The organism is Ideonella sp. FW305-24, assembly GCF_058788035.1.
Map to the genome: position 1 here is coordinate 296,848 of NZ_JBYTAI010000005.1, position 22,637 is coordinate 319,484.

Consider the following 22,637-nt stretch of genomic DNA (forward strand, 5'->3'; position numbering starts at 1 on the left):
AAATGGTGTGTTCGGTGCACTGGGTTCGGTGTTGAAGAAGCGTAGCGAGCGGCTGCCAGGCTAGGCGCACGGCGCACAGGGACCGGAACGTACTTCCTGTACGTGAGGATCCCGAGCACCGCGCAACGACGCATGGCAGTCGCGCAGTAGCTTCTTCAATTCCGAACCGGCTTGCCGGTTTGGAGCATGCCCATGATTCGCTCTTGGGTCTTCGGGTGCTCAAGCAGCGCACAGAAGTGCTTGCGCTCCAGCGCCATCAGGTATTCCTCGGTCACCAGCGTGCCGGCGTCCACTTCACCGCCGCAGACCACGTCGGCGATCAGGCTGGCGATGTGGAAGTCGTGCTTGCTGATGAAGCCGCCGTCGCGCATGCCGACCAGCTGGGCCTTGATGGTGGCGATGCCCATGCGGCCTGCGACCGGGATCGGCTTGGCCACCGGGGCGCGGTAGCCGGCGTTGGCCATGGCCTTGGCCTGGCTGATGGCGATGTAGAGCAGCTCGTCCTTGTGCGGCACGACGATGTCGCTGTCCAGCAGGTAGCCCAGCTTCTTGGACTCCAGCGCACTGGTGCCGACCTTGGCCATGGCCGCGGCCTGGAAGCCTTCCTTCAGGAAGTTCAGCAGGTCCGCGCCGGCTCCGGCGACGGCGTTTTCAGCGGCACGGCGCGCGATGTAGGTCAGGCCGCCGCCGCCAGGGATCAGGCCCACGCCGACTTCCACCAGGCCCATGTAGCTTTCCATCGCCACCACGCGCTGGCTGCAATGCACGGCCAGCTCGCAGCCGCCGCCCAGCGCGATGCCGCGCACTGCCGCAACCGTCGGCACGCTGGCGTAGCGCATGCGCAGCATCATGTCCTGCAGCTTCTTCTCTTCCGGTGCAATGCCCTTGGCACCCTTGGCCATGAAGACCGGCATCAGGGCTTCGAGGTTGGCGCCGGCGGAGAACACATCGTCCGGCGACCAGATCACCAGGCCCTGGTAGCTGGCTTCGGCCAGCTCGACGGCCTTCAGCAGGCCTTCGGTGACGGTCGGGCTGATCAGGTGCAGCTTGGCGGTGATGCTGGCGATGACGACTTCGCCGTCCAGCGTCCAAACGCGCACTTCGTCGTTCTTGAACAGCTCGGTGCCGCTCTTGAGCGGGTCCACCGCGCCGCTGCCCAGCACGGCTTCGGGGAAGTGCTGGCGACCGTAGACCGCGAGCTTGGAGACCGGCAGGTAGGTTGATTGCGCAGCCGACCACGAGCCTTCGGGCGTGTGCACGCCAGTGCGGCCGTCGAACACCCAGGCGGGCAGCGGCTCCTTGCAGAGCGCCTTGCCGGCTTCGATGTCGTCCTTGATCCAGCCGGCCACCTGCTGCCAGCCGGCTTCCTGCCACAGCTCGAACGGGCCTTGCTTGGCGCCGAAGCCCCAGCGCATCGCGAAGTCGATCTCGCGGGCCGAGTCGGCGATGTCCTTCAGGTGCACCGCGGCGTAGTGGAAGCCGTCGCGCAGGATGGCCCACAGGAACTGGGCCTGCGGGTTGGTCGACTCACGCAGCAGCTTCAGGCGCTCTGCGGCCGGCTTCTTGAGGATGCGGTCGACGATGGCGTCGGCCTTGCCGCCGCCCGGCACATATTCGCCCTTGACCGGGTCCAGGCGCAGGATGTCCTTGCCGACCTTCTTGTAGAAGCCGGCGCCGGCCTTCTGGCCCAGCGCGCCCTGCTCGATCAGCTTGGCCAGCACCGGCGGCGTGGCGTAGCTGCCGTAGAACGGATCGTCCTTGAGATTGTCCTGCAGGGTCTTGATGACGTGGGCCATGGTGTCCAGGCCGACCACGTCCGCGGTGCGGAAGGTGCCGGAACTGGCGCGGCCGAACTTCTTGCCGGTCAGGTCGTCGACCACGTCGTACGACAGGCCGAACTGCGCGGCTTCATGGATGGTCGCCAACATGCCAGCGATGCCCACGCGGTTGGCGATGAAGTTGGGCGTGTCCTTGGCGCGCACGATGCCCTTGCCCAGCGTGCTGGTGACAAAGCCTTCGAGCTGGTCCAGGTAGCTGGCCACGGTGGTCGGCGTGGGGATCAGCTCGACCAGGCTCATGTAGCGCGGCGGGTTGAAGAAATGGATGCCGCAAAAGCGCGGCTTGATCTCTTCAGGCAGCGCTTCGCTGAGCTTGGTGATCGACAGGCCAGAGGTGTTGGACGCGACGATGGCGTGCGGCGCGATGAAGGGCGCAACCTTGGTGTACAGGTCCAGCTTCCAGTCCATGCGCTCGGCGATCGCCTCGATCACCAAGTCGCATTCCTTGAGCAGGTCAAGGTGCTCTTCGTAGTTGGCCGGCGTGATGCGGGCCGCGTCTTCCGGCACGCCCAACGGCGCCGGCTTCAGCTTGGCGAGATTGGCAATCGCCTTCAGCGCGATGCCGCTTTTAGGGCCCTCTTTGGCCGGCAGGTCGAACAGCACGACCGGCACCTTGACGTTGACCAGATGGGCGGCGATCTGCGCGCCCATCACGCCGGCGCCCAGCACGGCAACCTTGCGAACCTGGAACCTGCTCATTGCTTCTCCTTGTGTGTCTTATTCGACACGAATCCATGTTTGGGTGCGGCCGAACAGCGGCGCACCGATGTAGCCCCGGACTTCCAGTTTCTTGCCACCGTCGACGGGCTTGAGCCGGACCTTGTAGACCTTGCCGTTGTTCGGATCGAGGATGTCGCCCCCGTCCCACAGCTCGGCGTCATCCGGGTTGTGCTTGACGGCTCGGATGATGGTCATGCCCATGATGGCCTGGTCCTTGCGCTCGTCGCTGCACTTCTCGCAGACGGCGTTGGCCTTGGCCGGATCCATCAGCTTCTCGATCTTGCCACTGAAGATTCCCCCGTTGTCCGTCACGCGCACCAGCGACTTCTCGGTCTTGGTTTCGTCGTCGATGGTCTTCCACAAACCGGCCGGCGTGGCCTGTGCGGATGCGGCCGCCGCAAAGGCGGCCAGTGACAGGGCGATCAGGGTGTTCTTCATCGGTTTGTCTCCAGGACAATGGCACGGTGGCCGGGGGTGATGCGGCGCCGCTCTGCGGCGGCGCTCGGTGGCTTCTGGAACCTGTGACTTTAGAAAAGGGCCTCGTCCATCTCCAGCGGGGCCAAGCCGGCCCGGCAGGTGCGGATCAGGCTGGCCGTTTCAGGCAGCAGCTTGGCGAAGTAGAAGCGCGCGGTGATCAGCTTGGCCTTGTAGAAGGGGTCGCCCGAGTTCTGCTTTTCCAGCGCGACCTTGGCCATGCGAGCCCACATGTAGGCGAACACCAGGTGGCCGACGACGCGCAGGTAGTCCACCGCCGCGGCGCCCACTTCGTCGGCATTGCCCATGGCCTTCATGCCGACTTCCATCGTCAGCTTGGTGACCTTCTCGCCCAGGTCAGCCAGCGGGTTGATAAATTCCTGCATCTCTTCGGAGATGCCTTCGTCTTCCACGAACTGGGCCACCATCTTGCCCAGCTTCTTCATCTTCTTGCCGTTGTCACCCAGGATCTTGCGGCCCAGCAGGTCCAGCGATTGCACGGTGTTCGTGCCTTCGTAGATCATGTTGATGCGGGCGTCGCGCACGTACTGCTCCATGCCCCATTCGTGGATGAAACCGTGGCCGCCGTAGACCTGCATGCAATGCGAGGTGGCAATCCAGGCGTTGTCGGTGATGAAGGCCTTGATGATGGGCGTCAGCAATGCCACGGCATCGGCCGCTTCGGCACGCACGGCCTCGTCCGGGTGATGCAGTTCCTTGTCCAGCTGGACCACGGTGTAGGTGGCCAGCGCGCGGGCACCTTCGGCATAGGCACGCGCGGTCAGCAGCATCTTGCGCACGTCCGGGTGCACGATGATGGGGTCGGCCGGCTTGTCCGGTGCCTTGGGGCCGGACAGCGCGCGCATCTGCAGGCGGTCCTTGGCATAGGCCACGGCGTTCTGGTAGGCCACTTCGGTCAGGCCCAGCGACTGGTTGCCAACGCCCAGGCGGGCGGCGTTCATCATCACGAACATGGCCTGCAGGCCCTTGTTCGGCTGGCCGACCAAGGTGCCGACAGCGTTCTCCAGCACCAGCTGCGCGGTGGCGTTGCCGTGGATGCCCATCTTGTGTTCGAGGCCGGCGCAATAGATGCCGTTGCGCTCGCCCAGCGAGCCATCCGCATTGACCATGAACTTCGGCACGACGAACAGCGAGATGCCCTTGGAGCCGACGGGTGCGTCCGGCAGACGGGCCAGCACCAGGTGGATGATGTTGTCCACCATGTCGTGTTCGCCGGCCGAGATGAAGATCTTCGCGCCGGTGATCTTGTAGCTGCCGTCTGCCTGCGGTTCGGCTTTGGTGCGCAGCAGGCCCAGGTCGGTGCCGCAGTGCGGTTCGGTCAGGCACATGGTGCCGGTCCATTCGCCGCTGGTCAGCTTGGGCAGGTAGGTCTGCTTCTGCTCGTCGGTGCCGTGTGCGTGCAGCGCTTCATAGGCGCCGTGCGACAGGCCGGGGTACATGGTCCAGGCTTGGTTGCCGCTGTTGAGCATCTCGTACAGGCACTGGTTGACCGTGTGCGGCAAGCCCTGGCCGCCGTATGCCGGGTCGCACGACAGCGCGGGCCAGCCACCTTCGACGTACTGCTTGTAGGCTTCCTTGAAGCCCTTGGGCGCGCTGACTTCGTGCGTGGTCTTGTCCAGCGTGCAGCCTTCGGCGTCACCGCTCAGGTTGATCGGGAAGATCACCTGCGAGGCGAACTTGCCGCCTTCTTCCAGCACCGCATTGATGGTGTCGACGTCCACCTCGGCAAAGGCCGGGATCTGCTTGAACTCGCTGGCGACATCAAACAGCTCGTGCAGCACAAACTGCATGTCGCGCACGGGTGGGTTGTACTGGGGCATGGAAGTCTCCTGATGGACGTCGATTAACGATGGGCCGCGCGCGGCGCCAGAGGGGAAAGCGTGGCCTCGGCCGATTCGGGCGAGGCGGCGTAATCGCGAACGATGCGGGCGAAGCCGGAGCGGGCACGCTCCACGGCACCGGGGTGGCGAAGAAAACGGGCGTCGTGATGCAGCGCCAGGATCAGGCCGTGCACCTCGAACAACATTTGGCTCGGGTCGGTGTCGGTCCGCAAGTGGCCGGTTTCGATGGCCAGCCGGATGGCCCGCTCCATTGCCGCCTGCCAGGCCTTGACCATGCCGGCCAGCGCGTCGCGCACCGGGCCGGGCCGGTCGTCGAACTCGACGGCGCCAGAGATGTAGATGCAACCGGAGTCGATTTCGACCGCCACCCGCTTGACCCAGTTCTCGAACAACGCTCGCACGCGCGGCAGGCCACGTGCCTCGCGGATGGCCGGGAAGAACACCTCTTCCTCGAACTTCGCGTGGTATTCCTTGATCACCGAGATCTGCAGTTCTTCGCGCGAGCCAAAGTGGGCGAACACACCCGACTTGCTCATGCCGGTGACCTCCGCCAGCGCGCCGATGGACAGGCCTTCCAGCCCCATGTTCGAGGCCAGGCCCAGCGCCGCATCGAGGATGGCGGCACGGGTCTGCTGACCTTTTTGCATGGTGCGGGCGCTGGCGCGGCGAGGAGCTGGCTGACTGAGCACGGTGGGGGACTGCGGCTGGGTGTCGGATCGGAATGAAACGAACGATCGTGCTATTTTGCAGAAATCGGCGCCAGCACGCGAGCCCTTGTCCCATTTTTTTTGGGGAGAAGCGCTGCCAGCAGCCCAGCGCTTCACGTTTTGCCCGGAGACGCTCGCGAATTTCGGGTTTACCCGCAACCGTCGCGACGGCGACTACGTCACAGCGCGACGCTGGCAGCCACACGCCGGGCAAGTTATGCTTAACGGTTAAGGAGTGCGCCACATCATGGAGGTGCTACAGCTGGACATCTCGGGTCGCCCGCAGGCGTGGATGACGGTCAAGGAAGCCGCCGTTCTCTATGCCAGCAACGCCATTGCCTGGACCCTGGGCGATGCCTTCCATGTGATGCGCGGCGGCATGCAGCGCACCACCGGCCTGCAGTCTCGCATCGAGCTGCACCCCATCATTGCCGTGCGCGGCGCCATTCCCTCCCGCGCCTGGCGCCAGGCGCCGGCGCTGGCCAATCCCAAGCTGTTTGCCCGCGACCGCCACGTGTGCGCCTACTGCGGCCACCGTTTCGCATTCGACGAACTGACCCGCGAGCACATCATCCCGGTGTCTCGCGGCGGGCAGGACAGCTGGATGAACTGCATCACCGCATGCCGCGGCTGCAACGGCCACAAGGGCAACCGCCTGCCCGAAGAAGCCCGCATGGGCCTGCTCTACCTGCCCTACGTGCCCAGCCTGCACGAGGACATGATCCTGCGCGGCCGGCGCATCGTGGCCGACCAGATGGAGTTCCTGCTCGCAAGCGTCCCGCGCAGCAGCCGCTTGCACGGCTAGACATGACGCACCCGGGCTCGCGGGTACGCGAGCCCACCCGCCGAGCGGGTTGCGCTGCCAGCTTGGGGCGGCCCGGCGCCGGCAGCGTTTGTTTGCACCCGGACTAACGCTGCCGCCTTGGGACGACCCGGCGGCGGCAGCGTAAGAACGGAGCACCCAGCAAAAAGCCGCCCGAAGGCGGCTTTTGTTTGGGAGCGGCGTTCGCTCAGACCGAGAAGCTGGAGCCGCAGCCGCAGGTGGTCGTGGCGTTCGGGTTCTTGATCACGAACTGGGCGCCTTGCAGGTCTTCCTTGTAGTCGATCTCGGCACCGCTGAGGTACTGCAGGCTCATCGCATCGATCAGCAGCGTCACGCCGTTCTTGCTCATCTGCGTGTCGTCGTCGTTGACGATTTCATCGAAGGTGAAGCCGTACTGGAAGCCGGAGCAGCCGCCACCCTGCACGAACACCCGCAGCTTCAGGTCCGGATTGCCTTCTTCGGCCACCAGGTCGGCGACCTTGGATGCCGCGCTGTCGGTGAAGACGATGGGGGCCGGCATGTCGCTGGTGGCATCAGCAACAGGGACGAGGGTTTCGGCGACGGCGTTCATGGCAAATCCTTGGAAAAAATCTAAGCGGGGCGGCTGGGCGGGAACGGGTAGAGCGGTTCTCAGACCTCGTTCGAGGCCGCCAGCTTCAGGGTCGGCTTGTCTTCTACGGCAGACCGAGGCCTCAATTCTCCATCGATGGTGGCACCCTGGTGCATTTCAAGGGCTTCATAACGCACATCACCGACGATTCTGGCCTTGGGTTGCAGTTCCAGCAACTCGCTGGAATGCACGGGACCGTGCACCTGCCCGTTGATGATGACGTGTCCAGCATTGACCTTGCCCATGACCCGGGCATTTTCGCTGATCACCAGCAGGCTGGGGCCTTCGCCATCGGCGACCACGTCCCCGTGGACTTCGCCATCGATGCGCAAGCCATCCTTGAAGCGCAACTCGCCCGAAACGATGTTGCCCTCGCCGATCAAGCTGCGGATCGGGGGCTGCTTCTTCTTGCCGAACAACATGAACTGACACTCCTTAGCAGTGTTTTAGTCTTCAGCCCCGGCCGGCGGATGTGGGTCGCCTGTCCCGTGAACTGCCCAACGCGTGGTGCCAACGGATGCACGAAGCGTGCTCAGAGTTTCAGCGTCTGCGTGGCGCGAACGCCGCCCGCGCTGTCCGTCACCCGCAGGACGACGGATTTGACCACGGCATGCGCCGGGCCGTCGACCCGCCCTTCCACCCGCACGTACTGCTTGACCTGCAGCGGCTGCGCACCACCGGGCAGCGTCAGGGTCCAGGGTTTGCCGTCCTCGGTGCCGGAAAAGGTCAGCTCGTAATGGCCGCTGAAAGCCTGCGCCTGGCGGCCGCTCTGCATCACCAGCAGCTGGTAGCGCCAGTGGCCGGGCGACTCCTGGTCGACCTGCAGGCCGCGCACCTGCAGCGACTCCGCGCCGGCGCTGGCCGTTGTCGGCAGCAGGCGCTCGAAGAAGCCCAGGTCGGCCTTGAGGCTCATCTTCTCGGCTTCGGACTGCTTCAACTGCTCGACCAGGCGCTCCTCGGCGGCGCGTTCGGTCTTCAGCAGGCTCTCTGCCGTGTTGGCAATGGACTGGGCGTGTTCGCGCTCCTCGCGCAGTTGGCTCAGCTCGTTGCGCAGCCGAACCAGCTCGGCCTGGGCGCCGCGGTCCAGCCCGGCGATCTCCTTGCCGAACTCGAAGGCCCACAGCGCAATCGCCGCCGAGAAGCCCAGCACGACCGCAGCAGCGACCCAGCGCAAGGGCCAGGCCATCTGGCTGCGCACCGTCATGCGTGGCGACGAGATCGACAAACGGCGGCGAATCAGTTTCCAGCGCATACAACACTCACCGCGACAAGCACAAAGTGGAACGGCATCGGCACTTCAGCCCATGCTCCCTGGCAGCTTTTCCGCATGGCGCACCCAGAAACGACAAAGGCCGCATGAAGCGGCCTTTGCTGTTCGGCTTTCCCAGGGACACCGGGAAAGACGTGTCGGATGGATCAGCGCTTGCTGAACTGCTTCCTGCGACGCGCGCCGTGCAGACCGACCTTCTTACGTTCGACTTCACGCGCATCGCGCGTCACGAAGCCGGCGTGGCTCAGGTCAGGCTTGAGCGCCGCATCGTAATCGATCAGCGCACGGGTGATGCCGTGACGCACTGCGCCGGCCTGGCCGGACTCGCCGCCACCGTGCACGTTGACCTGGATGTCGAACGTCTCGTTGTTGCCGGTCAGCAGCAGCGGCTGGCGCACGATCATGATCGAGGTCTGACGGCCGAAGTATTCGCCGACGGCCTTGCCGTTGACGACGATCTGGCCAGTGCCCTTCTTGATGAAGACGCGAGCAACCGACGACTTGCGACGGCCGGTGCCATAGTTCCAATTACCGATCATTCAGCGCTCCTCAGATTGCCAGCGGCTTGGGCTGCTGCGCGGCGTGCGGGTGCTGGTCACCGGCATAAACCTTCAGCTTCTTGATCATCGCGTAGCCGAGCGGGCCCTTGGGCAGCATGCCCTTGACGGCCTTTTCCAGGGCGCGGCCCGGATGCTTGGCTTGCATGTCCTTGAACTTGGTGCCGTAGATACCGCCCGGGAAGCCCGAGTGACGGTAGTACACCTTGTCGTTGGCCTTGTTGCCGGTGACGCGGATCTTGTCGGCGTTCAGGATGATGATGAAATCACCGGTGTCGACGTGAGGCGTGTAGATGGCTTTGTGCTTGCCGCGCAGTCGGAGTGCCACTTCGCTGGCAACACGTCCGAGCACCAGATCGGTGGCGTCGAGCACAAGCCACTCGTGCGTCACTTCGGCCGGCTTGGCGCTGAAGGTCTTCATGAGAGGTTCTCTTTGAAAGAGAGGAAACGGCTGTTCGAACGGCTGGCCATTCACCATCGGAACCACTTGGAGACTGCCTTCACCCCGCCGCTCACGTGAAGCACGTGGCAGACTGGGATGCTTGCAGCCGGCGGCCTCTCAGGCTTCCGGTTGCCCTGCCTCTCTTGAGTTCTTTCAGGTTCAGTCATTGCTGGCTGAACATTGCAAGAACTTTGCAAAAGCATGACCCGTTCTCCCCGCCGATTGCGGGAAAGCCGACGAGTATAGCCGAAACCACAGTGCTCGCAAACAGGCCGCGGTCCGCAATCCCCCTGCAGCTCCGGGCTTCGGTGGCCGGCATCGCGGTTATACTAGGGTTTTCCCTTGGTTCTCATTGACCACCCCTCACTTGGGAGCGCGCATGGCTGACCCGGTCCAGGCGCAAACGCCTCAACCCCCCACGCCCTACCGCTGGATTCCGATCCGCTCGCTGGTCTCACGCCATCGCGGGCGGGTGCTGTCGCACCTGCTCGCGCTGAGCGCGGAGGACCGTTACCTGCGTTTTGGCTACATGGCCAGCGACGAGCAGATCAAGCGCTACGTCGAGCGACTGGATTTCCGCCGCGACGAAATCTTCGGCATCTTCAACCGCCGGCTGCAGCTCATTGCCATGGCCCACCTGGCCTACCTGAGCGAGGGCATGCCAGGGGTGGCTGCGTCCTCCCGGCACATGGCCGAGTTTGGCGTGTCGGTGGCCGTAAGTGCGCGCGGGCGGGGTTACGGCGCCCGGCTGTTCGACCACTCGGTGCTGCACGCCCGCAACCGCGGCGTGACCCAGCTGATCATCCATGCGCTGAGCGAAAACACCGCGATGCTGCGCATTGCCCGCAATGCCGGCGCCACCGTGGTGCGCGACGGCGGCGAGGCCGAGGCCAGGCTGCAGTTGCCGGGCGACTCGTTGGCCTCGCGTGTGGAAGCGCTGGTCGAAAGCCAGGCGGCCGAGCTGGACTACCGCTTCAAGAGCAATGCCCAGCACATGGACCGGCTGGTCAACTTCTTCAGCTTCGGCCTGTTGCGCAGCCGCAAGCAGGCGCCGGCCGCGAACAGCGAGCTGGACGCGCCCCACGATCCGCCCAAGCCCGGCGCCTGAGCGGCGGACGGCGCGGGCGTACCATGCCCCGATGCCTGTTTCTCCCTCGGACTCCCCTGCCGTCTCCCCCGCCACTTCCCCGTTTGCAACACTCGACCCGCAAGCGGTGCTGCAGGCGCTGACGCTGGCCGGCCTGCCGGCCGATGGCCGGCTGCTGCAGTTGAACTCCTACGAAAACCGCGTCTGGCAGGCGCACCTGGACGACGGCCGCGTGGTGATCGCGAAGTTCTACCGGCCCGAGCGCTGGACGGACGCGCAGCTGGCCGAGGAACACGCTTTTTCCGCCGAGCTGGCTGAGGCCGACCTGCCGGTCGTGCCACCGCTGGTGCTGGCGCCCCAGTGGGAAGACCCGGCTTTCAGATTGGTGGACGGCGTGCCGACGTTAGGCATTGCCGAGGTCAACGGCGCGACCTTCCGCATCGCCGTCAGCGAGCGCCGCGTGGGCCGAGCGCCGGAGCTGGAACAGCCCGAGACGCTGAGCTGGCTGGGCCGCTTGCTGGGCCGGCTGCACGCGGTCGGCAAGCGCAGCGCGTTTGCGCACCGCCGCACGCTGAACGCCCAGACCTACGGCCACGCAGCGCGCACACGGCTGCAGGCGCTGGGCCTCGTGCACCCGGACACCGAAGGCGTGTGGCTGCGCGCCAGCGAGCGCGCGCTGGCACTGGTGGACCAGGCTTTTGCGCGGCATGACAACCTGCGCCTGATCCGCCTGCATGGCGACTGCCACACCGGCAACGTGCTGTGGCGCGAGGAAGGCCAGTACGCCGGGCCGAACTTCGTGGACTTCGACGACTGCTGCATGGGCCCCGCGGTGCAGGACCTGTGGATGATGCTACCGGGCGAGCGCGGTGCGATCGAAACCGCGCTGTATCACCTGCTGGACGGCTACCGCAACTTCGCCGATTTCGACGACCGCGAGCTGCTGCTGATCGAACCGCTGCGCACGCTGCGCATGATCCACCACAGCGCCTGGCTGGCCGAGCGCTGGTCCGACCCGGCCTTCCCCATCGCCTTCCCGTGGTTTGCCAGCCCGTCCTACTGGAACCAGCAGGCCACCGAGCTGCAGGAGCAGGTCGAGCGCATGAGCGACCTGGATTGAAAAAGGCCGCGGCGCCTTGCAGCACCGCGGCCTTTGTTCCGGACTGAACGGGTCAGGCCGACAGAAGCTTGGTCACACGCTGCACATAGGCCGCCGCATCTTCCAGCTGCCCACCTTCGGCCAGCACCGCCTGGTCGAACAGGATCTGCGCCAGGTCGTCGAAACGCGGGTCGTCCAGCATGCGCTTGACCAGCGCGTGTTCCGGGTTCACTTCCAGGATGGGCCGGGTTTCCGGCGCTTCCTGGCCAGACTGCTTCAAGAGCCGCGCCAGGTGACCGCTCATGTCGCCTTCCTCGACCACCACGCAGGCAGGCGAATCGACCAGCCGGTTTGACACGCGCACGTCCTTGGCGCGGCTGGCCAGCGCGGTCTTCAGCTTCTCGACCAGCGGCTTGAAGGCCTCGGCGGTTTCCTCGGCCTTCTTCTTCTCTTCCTCGTCCTGCAGCTTGCCCAGGTCCACCGAGCCCTTGGCCACGCTTTGCAGCTGCTTGCCTTCGAACTCGTGCAGATGCGAGAGCATCCACTCATCCACACGCTCAGCCAGCAGCAGCACCTCGATGCCCTTCTTGCGGAAGATCTCCAGCTGCGGGCTGCTCTTGGCGGCGGCCAGCGAATCGGCTGTGATCACGTAGATCACGTCCTGGCCTTCCTTCATGCGCGAAACGTAATCCGCCAGGCTCACGCCTTCGTCGGCATGGGTGGACGAGAAGCGCAGCAGCTTGGCCAGGCGCTCCTGGTTCTGGAAGTCCTCGCCAATGCCTTCCTTCATCACATTGCCGAACTCGCCCCAGAACTTCTGGTACTTGGCCTTGTCGTCGGCACTGTCGCTGTCGGCCAGGCTTTCCAGCATGGACAGGATGCGCTTGGTCGAACCTTCGCGGATCGCCTTCACATCGCGGCTTTCCTGCAGCAGTTCGCGGCTCACGTTCAGCGGCAGGTCGGCCGAGTCGATCACGCCCTTGACGAAGCGCAGGTAGACCGGCAGCAGCGTCTCGGCGTCGTCCATGATGAACACGCGCTTGACGTACAGCTTCACGCCGCCGCGCTTGTCGCGGTTCCACAGGTCGAACGGCGCCTTGGCGGGGATGTACAGCAGCTGCGTGTATTCGCTGCGGCCTTCGACGCGGTTGTGCGTGTAGGCCAGCGGCGGCTCGCTGTCGTAGCTGATCTGCTTGTAGAAGTCCTGGTACTCGGCGTCGGTCACCTCGCTCTTGCTGCGGCTCCACAGCGCGGCGGCCTTGTTGACGGTTTCCCATTCGTCGGTGACGATCTGCTTGGAGGCTTCCGCGTCCCAGGTTTCCTTCTTCATCAGGATGGGCAGCGAGATGTGGTCGCTGTACTTGCTGATGATGGACTTCAGGCGCCAGGTCGACAGGAACTCGGTTTCCTCGTCGCGCAGGTGCAGGATGACGTCGGTGCCGCGCAGCGGCTTGTCAATCGTCTCCAGCTCGAACTCGCCGGTGCCTTCGGAGCTCCAGCGCACACCCTGGTCGGCGGGAAGGCCGGCGCGGCGGGTCTCGACCGTGATGCGGTCTGCCACGATGAAGCCGGAGTAGAAGCCCACGCCGAACTGGCCGATCAGCTGCGCGTCCTTCTTCTGGTCGCCGTCCAGCTTGGCCATGAACTCACGCGTGCCGCTCTTGGCAATGGTGCCCAGATGGGCGGTGGCTTCCTCGGCACTCATGCCAATGCCGTTGTCGCGGATGGTCAGCGTCTTGGCCTCGGCGTCGAACAGCACGCGCACTTCGAGGTTGGGCGCGTCCTCGAACAGCTGCGGATGGTCCAGCGCTTCGTAGCGCAGCTTGTCGCAGGCGTCGGACGCGTTGGACACCAGCTCGCGCAGGAAGATTTCCTTGTTCGAGTACAGCGAGTGGGTGACGAGGTGCAGGATCTGCTTGACTTCGGCCTGGAAGGAATGGGTCTGCTTGCTCATGGGTCGCGAACGGGAAAAGGGGTTGGCAAAACGCCCCCACGAGCCAAGGCTCAGCGGGGGTTTGGCGGCCATCTGGGGCCGCGCTGTCGCTTTTCAAGCCCGCCAGTGTCGCCCCAGTTCAGCCAGACCCGAGCAGCTTCAGGTCAAAAACCCGCTCGACCAGCCAGATCCCGGCCACGATGGCGATCAGCACCGAGCCCACCGGCAGCACGCCGCGGCGGTAGAAGCGCGTGGCCCGCAGCCACCAGGCCAGCGGCAGCACACAGGCCACCACCGCCGCCTGCCCCAGTTCCACGCCCAGGTTGAAGCCCAGCAACGAGCTGACCAGCGCACCCTTGCCCAGCCCCATGTCCTTGAGCACGCTGGCAAAGCCGAAGCCGTGCACCAGGCCGAAGACGAACGTCATCTTCCAGCGGTCCTGGCCCTCAAGAAGATGCCGGGCCGCTCCCAAGTCTTCTTGACCCCCTCGGGGGGCCTGACGCGCAGCGGCAGGTTTGGGGGCACCAAGCAAGGGCCAGAGGTTGTTCAGCGCGGCGGCGATGACGCTGGCGGCAATCAGCGATTCGACCCAGCGGGTTGGCGGGTTGAAAACGTCCAGCACCGCCAGCGCCAGCGTGATCGAGTGCGCCACGGTGAAGGCCGTCACCACCTTGGCCACGCCGAGCAGCACCTCGCGCCCGTCCGGCGCCGGCTGCCACTCGCTGCGCAGCACCATCGGCGGATTGCGCCGCACGCGCAGCAGCACCGAAGGCAGCAGCAGCGACAGCAGGAACAGCACGTGGTCGGTGCCGATCAGGATGTGGTGCATGCCTTCGATGACAAAGCCGAAGAAGCCGGAAGGCGCTTCGCTGGCCGGCTCGGCCGCCACGCCCGAAGCCGCAGAAGCCGCCCCAGCGGCCGGTGCCGCGCCTGGCACCAGCACCTGCAGCCGCTCGCCGGTGGGCGAGATCAGACGCAGCACGCCGCGGTGCGTCGGGTCGCTGTCAGCAAACAGCTGGTAGCCGACCTGCAGTGCACTGGCCTCGCGCGGGCATTGCCACTGGCGCGTCAGCACCGCGTAGACGCCGTCGCTGTGATGCTCCAGCTGCGGCGGGCCGGCAGGGCCGGGCACGCAGGCCTCGCCGCCCACGCTGAGTTGCAGCCTGGACTGCACCAGCACGTCGATCTGCGCCCAGCGCGGCCGCACCTCGCCCCAGCTGAGCTCGCCGTTGTCGTTCTGGTCCAGCACCAGCTCGCGGTCCAGGTCGCGCAGCGCCACGTCCACGCGGGCCTGCACCGTTTGACCGCTCACGGTCATCTGCAAATAGGCATCGCTGGGCTTGTGCGCCTGGGCAAGGCCGCTGCAAATCAGCAAAAGCGACGCCAGCAGAACCCGGCTCATGCGCCAACTCCCACGGTGCGCGACAGCCGAGCCAGCGTCGCATCCTGCCAGCCCTGCGCCTTCGCAAAGGCCAGCACCGGCGCCATCGCCTGCGACTGGCCGGCGGCCTGCGCCGTGCGCACCAGCAGCCAGGCATCGGCCGGCTCCTTCTGGTGCGACCAGTTCAGCTGCGCCTGTTCCAGCGCCTGCGCCGGCTGGCGCATCAGGTCCAGCGCCCAGCGGGCCTGCTCGCGCGCATGGCTGGGATCGCCGCGCAGTGCGGCGGCGGCGTAGCGCTCGCCGAGGTCGCGCACGGCGCCGTCCGCACGCGGGTCGTTCAGCGCGCGCCAAGCCAGCGCCAGTCGCAGCAGCAAGGTGTCGGACGCCTCCTGGCCGTCCAGCAGTTGCACGACTTGCGCGGCCTGGCCGTGGTCCAGCAGCCAGTCGGCATAGGCGGCGCGGGTGTAGACGTCGTCGTTCAATGCTAGCGCCTGCTTGAAGTGCTTGCCGGCGCTGGCATCGCCCTGACGTTGGGCCATCTCGGCGCGCAGCAGCCACAGCCAGGCATCGTCCGGCCCGGCTTGCAGCAGCCTGGACAAGGCGGCCGATGCGCGGCGCTGCTGGCCCTGCAGGCTGTCCAGTTCGGCCAGCGCCGCCAGGGCGGGCTCGCTGACGGCACGGCCCAGCGCGGCATAGCGCGGGCCGGCGAGTTGTTCGTAGCCAGCGCGCGCCGCGGCCCAGTCGCCGGTGACCTGAAGCACCGCGGCGCGGGTCAGCTCGGCCTGGGCCTGCAAGGGCAGCGGCGTGTTGCGGTCGGCCAGCAAGGCAGCCAGGTCCTGCAGCGCGGGGGCGAACTGGTGGTTGCGCTGCAGGATGGTGGCGCGAAGCAGGCGCACCGGCGCGGGCGGCGCGGGCAGTGCCCACCAGGTGGCCAGCGCGGCTTGGGCCTGGCCGAGTTCGCGCGGGTCGCCGCTGCGGCGGCTGCGTTCGATGGCCTGGCGGGCAATGTTCAACGCCAGCGGCAGCGAGGCCGGTGTCTCGCGCAACGCGGCGCGCTGGGCCCGCTCGGCACGGCGCTCGGCCTGGCCGCCGACACGGGTCGGCAAGGATTCGACCACCGTCGCATCGTTGGCCGGCACAAACGGCGCAGCCTGCAGCAGGGCATGGCAACTGAGCAGCAAGGCCGCGGCCAGGGGGGCGGGATGCCAAGGGGACATGGTGGGGAAACCGACGAGAAGAAGGGGAACGAGGGGCGGCACGTTGATGTGCCGCCCCGTGCGTCACGGCGAGGGGGCCGTGATCAGAGCGCTCAGTTGAGCGCCACCGGCTCTGCGGTGTCGCTGGTCGGTGGCTGGTCCACCGCGTCGAGGTTGACCGGCTCTTCCGTCTCGCTGGCGGGCAGCTTGGCGGTGTAGTCGGTGTAGGCCTCGGGCGACGCCAGTGCGGAAGAAGGGATGCTGCCGCCCTGCGAGTCCGAGTTGCCGTCGTCACTGCCGCCATTGCAGGCAGTGAGCAGCGCCAGCGCACTGGCCGCCAGCGTCAGTAGATGAACGCGCTTCATGGCCACTCCTTACTTGGTGCCGCCGATGGGCGTGTTCAGGTACGGAAAGCCGGCCATCAAGGGCACGACCGCCTGGTCCACCGCGTCATGCAGCTTCAGCGAGGTTTCGCCCAGCGGCACGGCCGAAGGCTTGCACGCGGCGCCGAACTTCAGCGCGTCGGTGTCGCCATTGGCCATACACAGGCCACCCATCACCGCGACCAGCGACACGTCGACCACGTCGTCCTTCGGTCGGCGGCCGTTCGGGAAGCCGGCGAAGTCGTTGCCACCGGCCAGGATGTTGCCCACCACGCCCAGGCGGTTCTGCTGCGCAAACGGCACCGGCGCAATGGCAGTGTTCAGCCGCAGCTCCTCCGAAGCCACCACGTTCTTCGGCTGGTTCAGGCCGCCGATGCCGGTGAGGAAGGTGGTGACCAGGTCGTTGCGCGGGTAGTTGGTCGGCGCGGTGTTCGGCAGCGCCAGCGCGATCTCGATCAGCTTGGGCAGCGTCGGGTTGGTCACGTACTTGGCGAACTGCGCGTCGTCCTTGGGCTTGGAGCTGTTGAAGCGGTCCTTGTCCTTCAGGCCGATCACCACCTCGTTGACCAGGGGCATGCCCAGGCGCGAGACCTGGGTCCAGGCGCCGCCATTCTTGTCGGTGGTCTGGACGCCCGGCTTGGGGCTGGGATCCAGCAGGCGGGCCTGGCGCATGCTGGCCGTGGTCCAGCCGCCGATCACCGTCTCGGTGCCATTGGTCAGGCAGCTGATCGGCACTTCCAGCGCCAGCGTGGTCACGTTCTTGTCGGCCAGCTGGTTGGGCACCGCGCCGATCAGCGTCGGGTCGGTGATGACTGACACCGGTGCGTTGACCAGGTCGAAGATGGTGCCCAGGTTGACCGCAAACGGGTCCTGGCGCTGGCCGACGAACATCTTGCCCGCCGTGCTGCAGCCCGGAATGTTGACGCTGTAGATGTGCTTGGCAGCGTAGGCGGCGTAGTCCGGAATCGTCTTCACGCCGATGTTGTCCACCGGCTTGGCGAAGGTGCTCGCGCCGCCGCTGGCATTGGTCACGACCTGCGTGCTGCCGCTGCGGCGGTCACCGCGCACCACGCTAACGCTGTAGCTCTCGGCCACGTTGAGGTTGGTGTCGTTGACATTGGCCACCTGGCCGGCCTGGATCAGCGGAATGCCCACGCTCTGGTCGCCCACCGTCAGCGCAATGCCGGCGGCCGTGTTCTTGAAGCGGAACTGGAACGTCAGGTCCTCGACCGCGTCGCCGTTGTTGTCGATGTGGATCTCATAGAGCGCGTTCGGGTCCATCGAGAAGTAGTTCGGGCCGCCATACGCGTCCTGCAGCGGCTGATAGTTCGCGATCAGCGTGACGTAGCCGTCACGGCCGGCCTCGTAGCTGCGGAACATGTAGAAGTCCGAGGCGTCGACCTTGGGCGAAGTCGTGATGAACGGGGCTTCACGGTGACTGGAGGCCTGGGCGGTGCCGGCAACGGCCAGCATGGCCGCGGCCACCAGGGGCAGCAGACGCAGAGGGGAACGCAACATGGAAGTCTCCTGGAAGAAAGTGCGCCAGCGCGAGGCCGGCGGTTGGGCGGAGCCGGCGAAGGGGGGCCTGCGATGACCCTCAACCCTTCCGACGACTCAGGCCTTTACGCAGCCGACACAAAGCCGGATGCGACTTTCTTCACGGAGACTTGTAAGCAGGTGTTCTCTGCTCCTGTCTTCAGGCCGCTTCCCAGCGGGCTTCGTCGTCCACCTTCGCCTGGCCTTGCGCGGCCAGCTTCAGCAGGTTCGCACTCAGCGAGCGGGCGGCAATGCCATGGCGCGAGGCCGGCACGTCGCCATAGACCTCGGGCACCAGCGCCTGCACCGTCACCGGCGCGGCCTGCGCCCGCAGCGCGGCCAGCACCTTGTCCTCGCGCGCCTGGCGGTGCGCCAGCAGCCGGCGCACCTCGGCCTGCGGCTCGGCGATCAGGAAGCCGTGGCCGGGTGCAAACCAATCCAGGTCCAGCGCCAGCAGGCTTTCGAGTGCCGCGCAATAGGCTGCCATGTCACCGTCCGGCGGGTTGATGACCACGGTCGAGCCCTGCATCACATGGTCGCCGGTGAACAGCAGCCGCTCTTCCTCCAGCAGCCAGCACACATGGTTGGATGCGTGGCCCGGCGTGGGCACCGCGCGCAGCGTGCAGCCTTCGCCGAGCGACAGGCGCTCGCCGTCGACGGGCACATGGTCAGGCACGAACGTGGCGTCCTGCCACATCGGGTGCGAGGCGACGCGACCGACCAGCGTGGCGCCGGTCAGCGCCTGCAGCCGGCGCGCAGCGGGCGAATGGTCGGTGTGGGTGTGCGTGACGAGGATGCGGGTGATGCGGCCCGGCTGTGCTGCGGCCAGCACCGCCTGCAGGTGGGCCTCGGTATCGGCATCGTCCGGGCCGGGATCCAGCACCGCCACTTCATCGCCGCCCGGCGCGCGCAGCAGATAGGTGTTGGTGCCGGGGCCTGTCATCACGCTGCCGTTGTTGCAGGAGACACGCGTCACGCGCTCGGACAAGGCCACCGCGCGCAGCGGCAACAGGTCGGCGAACACGTCGCCGCGGCCGGTCGGGTCCAGGCGGCCGATCTCGGCCCAGGCCCAGTGGTCGGGCAGGAGGGGGCGGGTGCCTTTGGCGTCCCGGCCCAGGCGCGGCATGGTGCGGCGCACGGCGGCCTGCGCATCGGTGGCCTCCAGCGCGGCCTGCACGCTGGCGTGGCGGCTGAGCTGCTGCAGCGTGCGCTCGGTCACCGGCAGCAGCTTCAGGCCGGCGGCCAGCGCATCGGCCGGCCGCAGCCAGGCGACTTCCAGCGCTTCGGCGGCATCGGCCACGGCGGTCTGGCCCTCCGGCATGCGGGCGATGAAAAACCGGGTGTCGAAGCGCTGCTTGATGCCGGGCGGCGTCAGCCAGTGGCTGAAGTAGCGCAGTTGGTCGGTCGCCAGGCGCAGGCCGGCGCCACGGCAGGCTTCGGCGAAGGCGGCGCCGGTCTGCAGTTGCGAGCGCTGCATTTGCACCGAGGACATGGCCTCGGCCGTGCCGTGCGCCAGCAGCAGGCCGACCTCCTCGAAACTCTCGCGCAGCGCGGCCACGGCGTAGTCCAGCCCGCCAGACGGCAGGTCCAGGCGCTGGTTCCAGGCCGCTTCATCAGCTGCCTCGCACAGCGCCTGCATGCCGGCGTCGGCCGGGTCCAGCGCGCCGCCGGGGAAGACCCAGACGCCGCTGCGGCTGTCGCCACTGCGCTCGGCGCGGCGCATCAGCAGCACCTCGGGGCCGGCATCGCCGTCGCGCAGCAGGATCAGCGTGGCGGCGCGGCGGGCACCCTGCAGGTCCGGGTCCGCGCCCAGCGGGCCGCCGGGCGGGTGTTGCAGGGCGGTGGTGGAAGAGGGATCGGCAAGCATGGCGGCAGTCTACGGAAGCGGCGCCCCCAAGCGGGGCCTGGGGTCGGCCGCCGACCTGGGGTTTGCCCTCATAAGCGGCGCGCAGGGCCAGAATCGTGCATGAGCAGCGAAGCCTCGCCCCCCACCGCAGACGCGCCCAGCGCGCGCTGGCTGGAGATCCAGCCGCAGGGCTGGCGGTTGCCGCTGCCGCCGGGCCTGAGCCTGCTGGAGGCGGCGCAGCAGGCCGGCGTGCGGCTGGCGCGCTCTTGCCGCAACGGCACCTGCCGCGCCTGCCGCTGCCAGTTGCTGGCCGGCGAAGTGCGCTACCGCGTCGAATGGCCAGGCATCAGCGCCGAAGAACGGGCAGAAGGGCTGATCCTGCCGTGCGTGGCCGAACCACTGGGTGACGTGCGCATCGAGGCACCTGCAGCGCAGAAGCTGTGATTTGTGGCGTGGCAAAGATGTAAGGCAGGCGTACAAAATGGAACCTTTCTTTCATTTGACGGCTCGCTCAGGCCAATGCACGCGACCTCACATGCCGCGGGCCCGATATTTGCAAAACGATGACTGCCGACGCGCCTTACCCCCGCGTTGCCCGCCGCCGCTGAGAAAGGATTGCCAATGCCTGGATCGCCGAGCCTCCCGCCACACCGGCCCCTGCGCCGGCGCCTGGCCGCGTGGACCGGTGCGCTGGCAGCGGCCACCGGGCTGATGACCCTGGCCGGCCCCGCGGCGGCCACCGCGCCTTCGGTCAGCATCAGCCGGCTGGGCTTCACCGACGACGTGCAGCCCAGGCTGCAGGGCCCGGCCTTCTACCTGAAGGGCGACGGCGCGCCCGAGGCACGTTCCTTCGAGGCCTTCGTGGACCAGCTCTCCCACGAGCCGGTCGACGTGGTAGTGATGGGCGCGAGCTATCGCGACTGGGAAGGCGAATGCCGCACGCTGAACGCGCTGCCCAATGTCAATTCCTGCACCACCATCGTGATCCGCGACGCACGCGACGCGGCCGACCCGGAAGTGCTGGCCGCGATCAAGCAGGCGGAGGTGGTCTATTTCCGCGGCGGCGACCAATGCAACTTCGTGCAGTGGCGCAACAGCCCGATCCCGGCCGCCGTGCAGGCCGTGGTGGAACGTGGGGGCGGCACCGGCGGCGGCAGTGCGGGCCTGGCCATCCAGGGCTCGCTGGCGGTCTATGACGGCTGCCGCGGCAGCGTCAATTCTTCCCTGGCGCTGGCCGACCCGTACCGCAACAGCGTCAGCTTCACCGAGAACCTGTTCAACTGGCCGGGTCTCGAAAGCACCTTGACCGACAGCCACTTCGTCAAGCGCGACCGCATGGGCCGGCTGCTGGCCTTCCTGTGCCGCCAGCTCGGCAGCCGCGAGGTGGACGAAGCCTGGGGCCTGGGCATCAACGAAGGCACGGCCGTGCTGATCGACCGCGACGGCAAGGGCACGGTCTACGGCGACACCGCCTTCGTCGTGTTGGCCGACCGGCCCGGCTACGGCTGCCGCCAGGAAAACGACCCGGTGACCTACACCGGCTACAAGGTCTGGCGGCTGGAGCCGGGCAGCCTGTACGACTTCTCCGAGCGCCCGCAGACCGGCTTCTACCGGCTGGACGTGGACCAGGGCGTGGTGCTGAGCCGCAACCCGTACATCGCACCCGCCTTGAGCGAAGCCCACGCCACAGCCGGCCGGACCCCGGATCGTTTTGGGGGCCTTTGATCAGTCTTGGTGGCGGTGGGCCCAGAGCACACCCACCATGTCGGCAACCTGCCGGCTCAGTTCGTCCACCACCTCGATGTCCTGCAGCCGCTCGGCGTCGGCAGGGCTGAGTTGGTCCGCGTCGCCGCCCAGAAGGGCCACCGGCACCAGCAGGGGTCCCAGCGCCGGGTCGTCGAACAGCGGTGACCAGGCTTCCTGGTCCAGGTCCACGGCGCTGAGGAAGCCGGCGCACCAGTCCTGCGCGCTGACGTATTCCTTCTCACCCTGCTCGGCCACGCTGAAGATCGGCTGCCAGTCGTCGGGCTTGTCGCGCAGCAGGCAGGCCAGGTTTTGCAGGTGGCGCAGCACCCACACCGTCGCCTGCTTGCGCTTGCGTCCGCTGGGGAACGGTGCATGGCTTTCGCCTTCGGCGTCACCGCCCCAGACCAGCGGCAACCAATCAGCGGTGGCCAGCTTGTCCAGCAGCGGCGGGCCAACCAGCAGCGCGGTCAGGTAGCCGTCCAGGCCTTCGATGTTCATCGCGCCGTCCAGCGGCAGCGCGTGCAGCAGGTCGTCCAGTGCCTGAAGTTCTTCGTCGCTCAGCGGCGTGTTGGCCGATTGCGGGTCATAGCGGGGATAGTCCACAACAGCGCTCCGCTCACCAGCTGCCGGTGTTGGGCATGCTGGCCCAGGGCTCGGCCGGTGGCAGCCGGCCGCCGGCCTGCAGCAGTTCGACCGAGATCTGGTCCGGCGAGCGCACAAAGGCCATGTGGCCGTCGCGCGGCGGGCGCAGGATGGTCACGCCATGCTGCTGCAAGCGCTCGCAGGTGGCGTAGATGTCGTCCACCGCGAAGGCCACGTGGCCGAAGTTGCGGCCACCGGTGTAAACCTCCGGGTCCCAGTTGTAGGTCAGCTCGATCTGGGCGTCGTGGTCGCCCGGGGCGGCCAGGTAGACCAGCGTGAAGCGGCCCTGGGCGTGTTCGGTGCGGCGCACCTCTTCCAGCCCCAGCGCGTCGCGGAAAAAGCGCATCGACGCGTCCAGATCCGTGACGCGCACCATGGTGTGCAGGTATTTCATGCCCGCACTGTAATCCGCGCGGCGGCGGCGCTCCAGTTGCCGGGCGGCATGGCCGATATGTGCGGTTGGAGACCCGTCCCCCTGGGCGGAA

General features: G+C 66.9%; 22 protein-coding genes. 5 read left to right on the forward strand and 17 right to left on the reverse strand.

The genetic code is table 11. From position 1 onward, the window contains the following. Positions 1-155 precede the first annotated feature (155 nt). The 4 genes from AC3WR5_RS15950 to AC3WR5_RS15965 form a co-directional block, all read right to left on the reverse strand. A complete protein-coding gene (locus AC3WR5_RS15950) occupies positions 156-2,537 on the reverse strand; it encodes a 3-hydroxyacyl-CoA dehydrogenase/enoyl-CoA hydratase family protein (protein WP_492485697.1) in 2,382 nt (793 codons plus the stop codon). A gap of 18 nt (positions 2,538-2,555) precedes the next feature. After that, on the reverse strand, positions 2,556-2,996 hold the full coding sequence (locus tag AC3WR5_RS15955; RefSeq protein ID WP_141285750.1) for a DUF2147 domain-containing protein: 441 nt from the start codon (positions 2,994-2,996) through the stop codon (positions 2,556-2,558). A gap of 89 nt (positions 2,997-3,085) precedes the next feature. Next, entirely contained in the window at positions 3,086-4,873 is a 1,788-nt protein-coding gene (locus AC3WR5_RS15960; protein WP_492485698.1) for an acyl-CoA dehydrogenase C-terminal domain-containing protein, read from the reverse strand. Positions 4,874-4,896: 23 nt separating this feature from the next. Beyond that, the gene (locus AC3WR5_RS15965) at positions 4,897-5,541 is read right to left on the reverse strand and encodes a TetR/AcrR family transcriptional regulator (protein WP_141285746.1); all 645 of its coding nucleotides are present in this window, start codon (positions 5,539-5,541) and stop codon (positions 4,897-4,899) included. Between the two features lie 307 nt (positions 5,542-5,848). Between AC3WR5_RS15965 and AC3WR5_RS15970 the strand changes: the two genes are divergently transcribed. Beyond that, positions 5,849-6,406 carry an HNH endonuclease gene (locus AC3WR5_RS15970; RefSeq protein ID WP_141285744.1) on the forward strand — a complete coding sequence of 186 codons (558 nt, stop codon included), beginning with the start codon at positions 5,849-5,851 and terminating at the stop codon, positions 6,404-6,406. Between the two features lie 205 nt (positions 6,407-6,611). Here AC3WR5_RS15970 and erpA read toward each other — a convergent pair whose 3' ends face one another. The 5 genes from erpA to rplM all read right to left on the reverse strand — a co-directional run bounded on the left by erpA (position 6,612) and on the right by rplM (position 9,282). Further along, the gene (gene erpA / locus AC3WR5_RS15975; protein WP_141285742.1) at positions 6,612-6,995 is read right to left on the reverse strand and encodes an iron-sulfur cluster insertion protein ErpA; all 384 of its coding nucleotides are present in this window, start codon (positions 6,993-6,995) and stop codon (positions 6,612-6,614) included. Positions 6,996-7,054: 59 nt separating this feature from the next. Further along, positions 7,055-7,453 carry a bactofilin family protein gene (locus AC3WR5_RS15980; protein WP_141285740.1) on the reverse strand — a complete coding sequence of 133 codons (399 nt, stop codon included), beginning with the start codon at positions 7,451-7,453 and terminating at the stop codon, positions 7,055-7,057. 113 nt (positions 7,454-7,566) lie between these two features. Then, positions 7,567-8,286 (reverse strand): DUF6776 family protein, encoded by a 720-nt coding sequence (locus AC3WR5_RS15985; RefSeq protein ID WP_141285738.1) that lies wholly within the window; start codon positions 8,284-8,286, stop codon positions 7,567-7,569. Positions 8,287-8,450: 164 nt separating this feature from the next. Then, positions 8,451-8,843: a 30S ribosomal protein S9 gene (rpsI, locus tag AC3WR5_RS15990; RefSeq protein ID WP_141285736.1), complete on the reverse strand. Its 393-nt coding sequence runs from the start codon at positions 8,841-8,843 to the stop codon at positions 8,451-8,453. A 10-nt stretch (positions 8,844-8,853) separates the two neighbouring features. Further along, positions 8,854-9,282, reverse strand: coding sequence for a 50S ribosomal protein L13 (gene rplM, locus AC3WR5_RS15995; protein ID WP_141285734.1), 429 nt, complete (start codon positions 9,280-9,282; stop codon positions 8,854-8,856). Between the two features lie 400 nt (positions 9,283-9,682). On the opposite strand from rplM, the gene AC3WR5_RS16000 reads away from it, so the two are divergent. Together AC3WR5_RS16000 and AC3WR5_RS16005 are read left to right on the forward strand one after the other, a co-directional pair. Next, entirely contained in the window at positions 9,683-10,411 is a 729-nt protein-coding gene (locus AC3WR5_RS16000) for a GNAT family N-acetyltransferase (protein ID WP_141285732.1), read from the forward strand. A 31-nt stretch (positions 10,412-10,442) separates the two neighbouring features. Beyond that, on the forward strand, positions 10,443-11,510 hold the full coding sequence (locus AC3WR5_RS16005) for a serine/threonine protein kinase (RefSeq protein ID WP_492485699.1): 1,068 nt from the start codon (positions 10,443-10,445) through the stop codon (positions 11,508-11,510). A 52-nt stretch (positions 11,511-11,562) separates the two neighbouring features. On the opposite strand, the gene htpG is transcribed toward AC3WR5_RS16005, so the two are convergent. The 6 genes from htpG to AC3WR5_RS16035 form a co-directional block, all read right to left on the reverse strand. Further along, entirely contained in the window at positions 11,563-13,443 is a 1,881-nt protein-coding gene (gene htpG / locus AC3WR5_RS16010; protein ID WP_492485700.1) for a molecular chaperone HtpG, read from the reverse strand. 118 nt (positions 13,444-13,561) lie between these two features. Next, positions 13,562-14,824: a HupE/UreJ family protein gene (locus AC3WR5_RS16015; RefSeq protein WP_492485701.1), complete on the reverse strand. Its 1,263-nt coding sequence runs from the start codon at positions 14,822-14,824 to the stop codon at positions 13,562-13,564. Beyond that, positions 14,821-16,020 (reverse strand): tetratricopeptide repeat protein, encoded by a 1,200-nt coding sequence (locus tag AC3WR5_RS16020; RefSeq protein ID WP_492485702.1) that lies wholly within the window; start codon positions 16,018-16,020, stop codon positions 14,821-14,823. The genes AC3WR5_RS16015 and AC3WR5_RS16020 overlap by 4 nt, the downstream gene beginning before the upstream one ends. A gap of 92 nt (positions 16,021-16,112) precedes the next feature. After that, positions 16,113-16,364 carry a hypothetical protein gene (locus AC3WR5_RS16025; RefSeq protein ID WP_492485703.1) on the reverse strand — a complete coding sequence of 84 codons (252 nt, stop codon included), beginning with the start codon at positions 16,362-16,364 and terminating at the stop codon, positions 16,113-16,115. A 9-nt stretch (positions 16,365-16,373) separates the two neighbouring features. Further along, a complete protein-coding gene (locus AC3WR5_RS16030; RefSeq protein WP_492485704.1) occupies positions 16,374-17,900 on the reverse strand; it encodes a DUF4331 domain-containing protein in 1,527 nt (508 codons plus the stop codon). Between the two features lie 178 nt (positions 17,901-18,078). Then, positions 18,079-19,785, reverse strand: a complete 1,707-nt coding sequence (locus AC3WR5_RS16035) for an MBL fold metallo-hydrolase (protein WP_492485705.1) — start codon at positions 19,783-19,785, stop codon at positions 18,079-18,081. A 99-nt stretch (positions 19,786-19,884) separates the two neighbouring features. On the opposite strand from AC3WR5_RS16035, the gene AC3WR5_RS16040 reads away from it, so the two are divergent. Next, complete coding sequence (locus tag AC3WR5_RS16040) at positions 19,885-20,208, forward strand: 2Fe-2S iron-sulfur cluster-binding protein (RefSeq protein WP_231010166.1); 324 nt, start codon at positions 19,885-19,887, stop codon at positions 20,206-20,208. A 177-nt stretch (positions 20,209-20,385) separates the two neighbouring features. Beyond that, positions 20,386-21,489 carry a cyanophycinase gene (locus AC3WR5_RS16045; protein WP_492485706.1) on the forward strand — a complete coding sequence of 368 codons (1,104 nt, stop codon included), beginning with the start codon at positions 20,386-20,388 and terminating at the stop codon, positions 21,487-21,489. Here AC3WR5_RS16045 and AC3WR5_RS16050 read toward each other — a convergent pair whose 3' ends face one another. Further along, positions 21,490-22,113 (reverse strand): UPF0149 family protein, encoded by a 624-nt coding sequence (locus AC3WR5_RS16050; RefSeq protein ID WP_492485707.1) that lies wholly within the window; start codon positions 22,111-22,113, stop codon positions 21,490-21,492. 13 nt (positions 22,114-22,126) lie between these two features. Continuing rightward, positions 22,127-22,546 (reverse strand): VOC family protein, encoded by a 420-nt coding sequence (locus AC3WR5_RS16055; RefSeq protein WP_141291025.1) that lies wholly within the window; start codon positions 22,544-22,546, stop codon positions 22,127-22,129. Between the last annotated feature and the right edge of the window lie 91 nt (positions 22,547-22,637).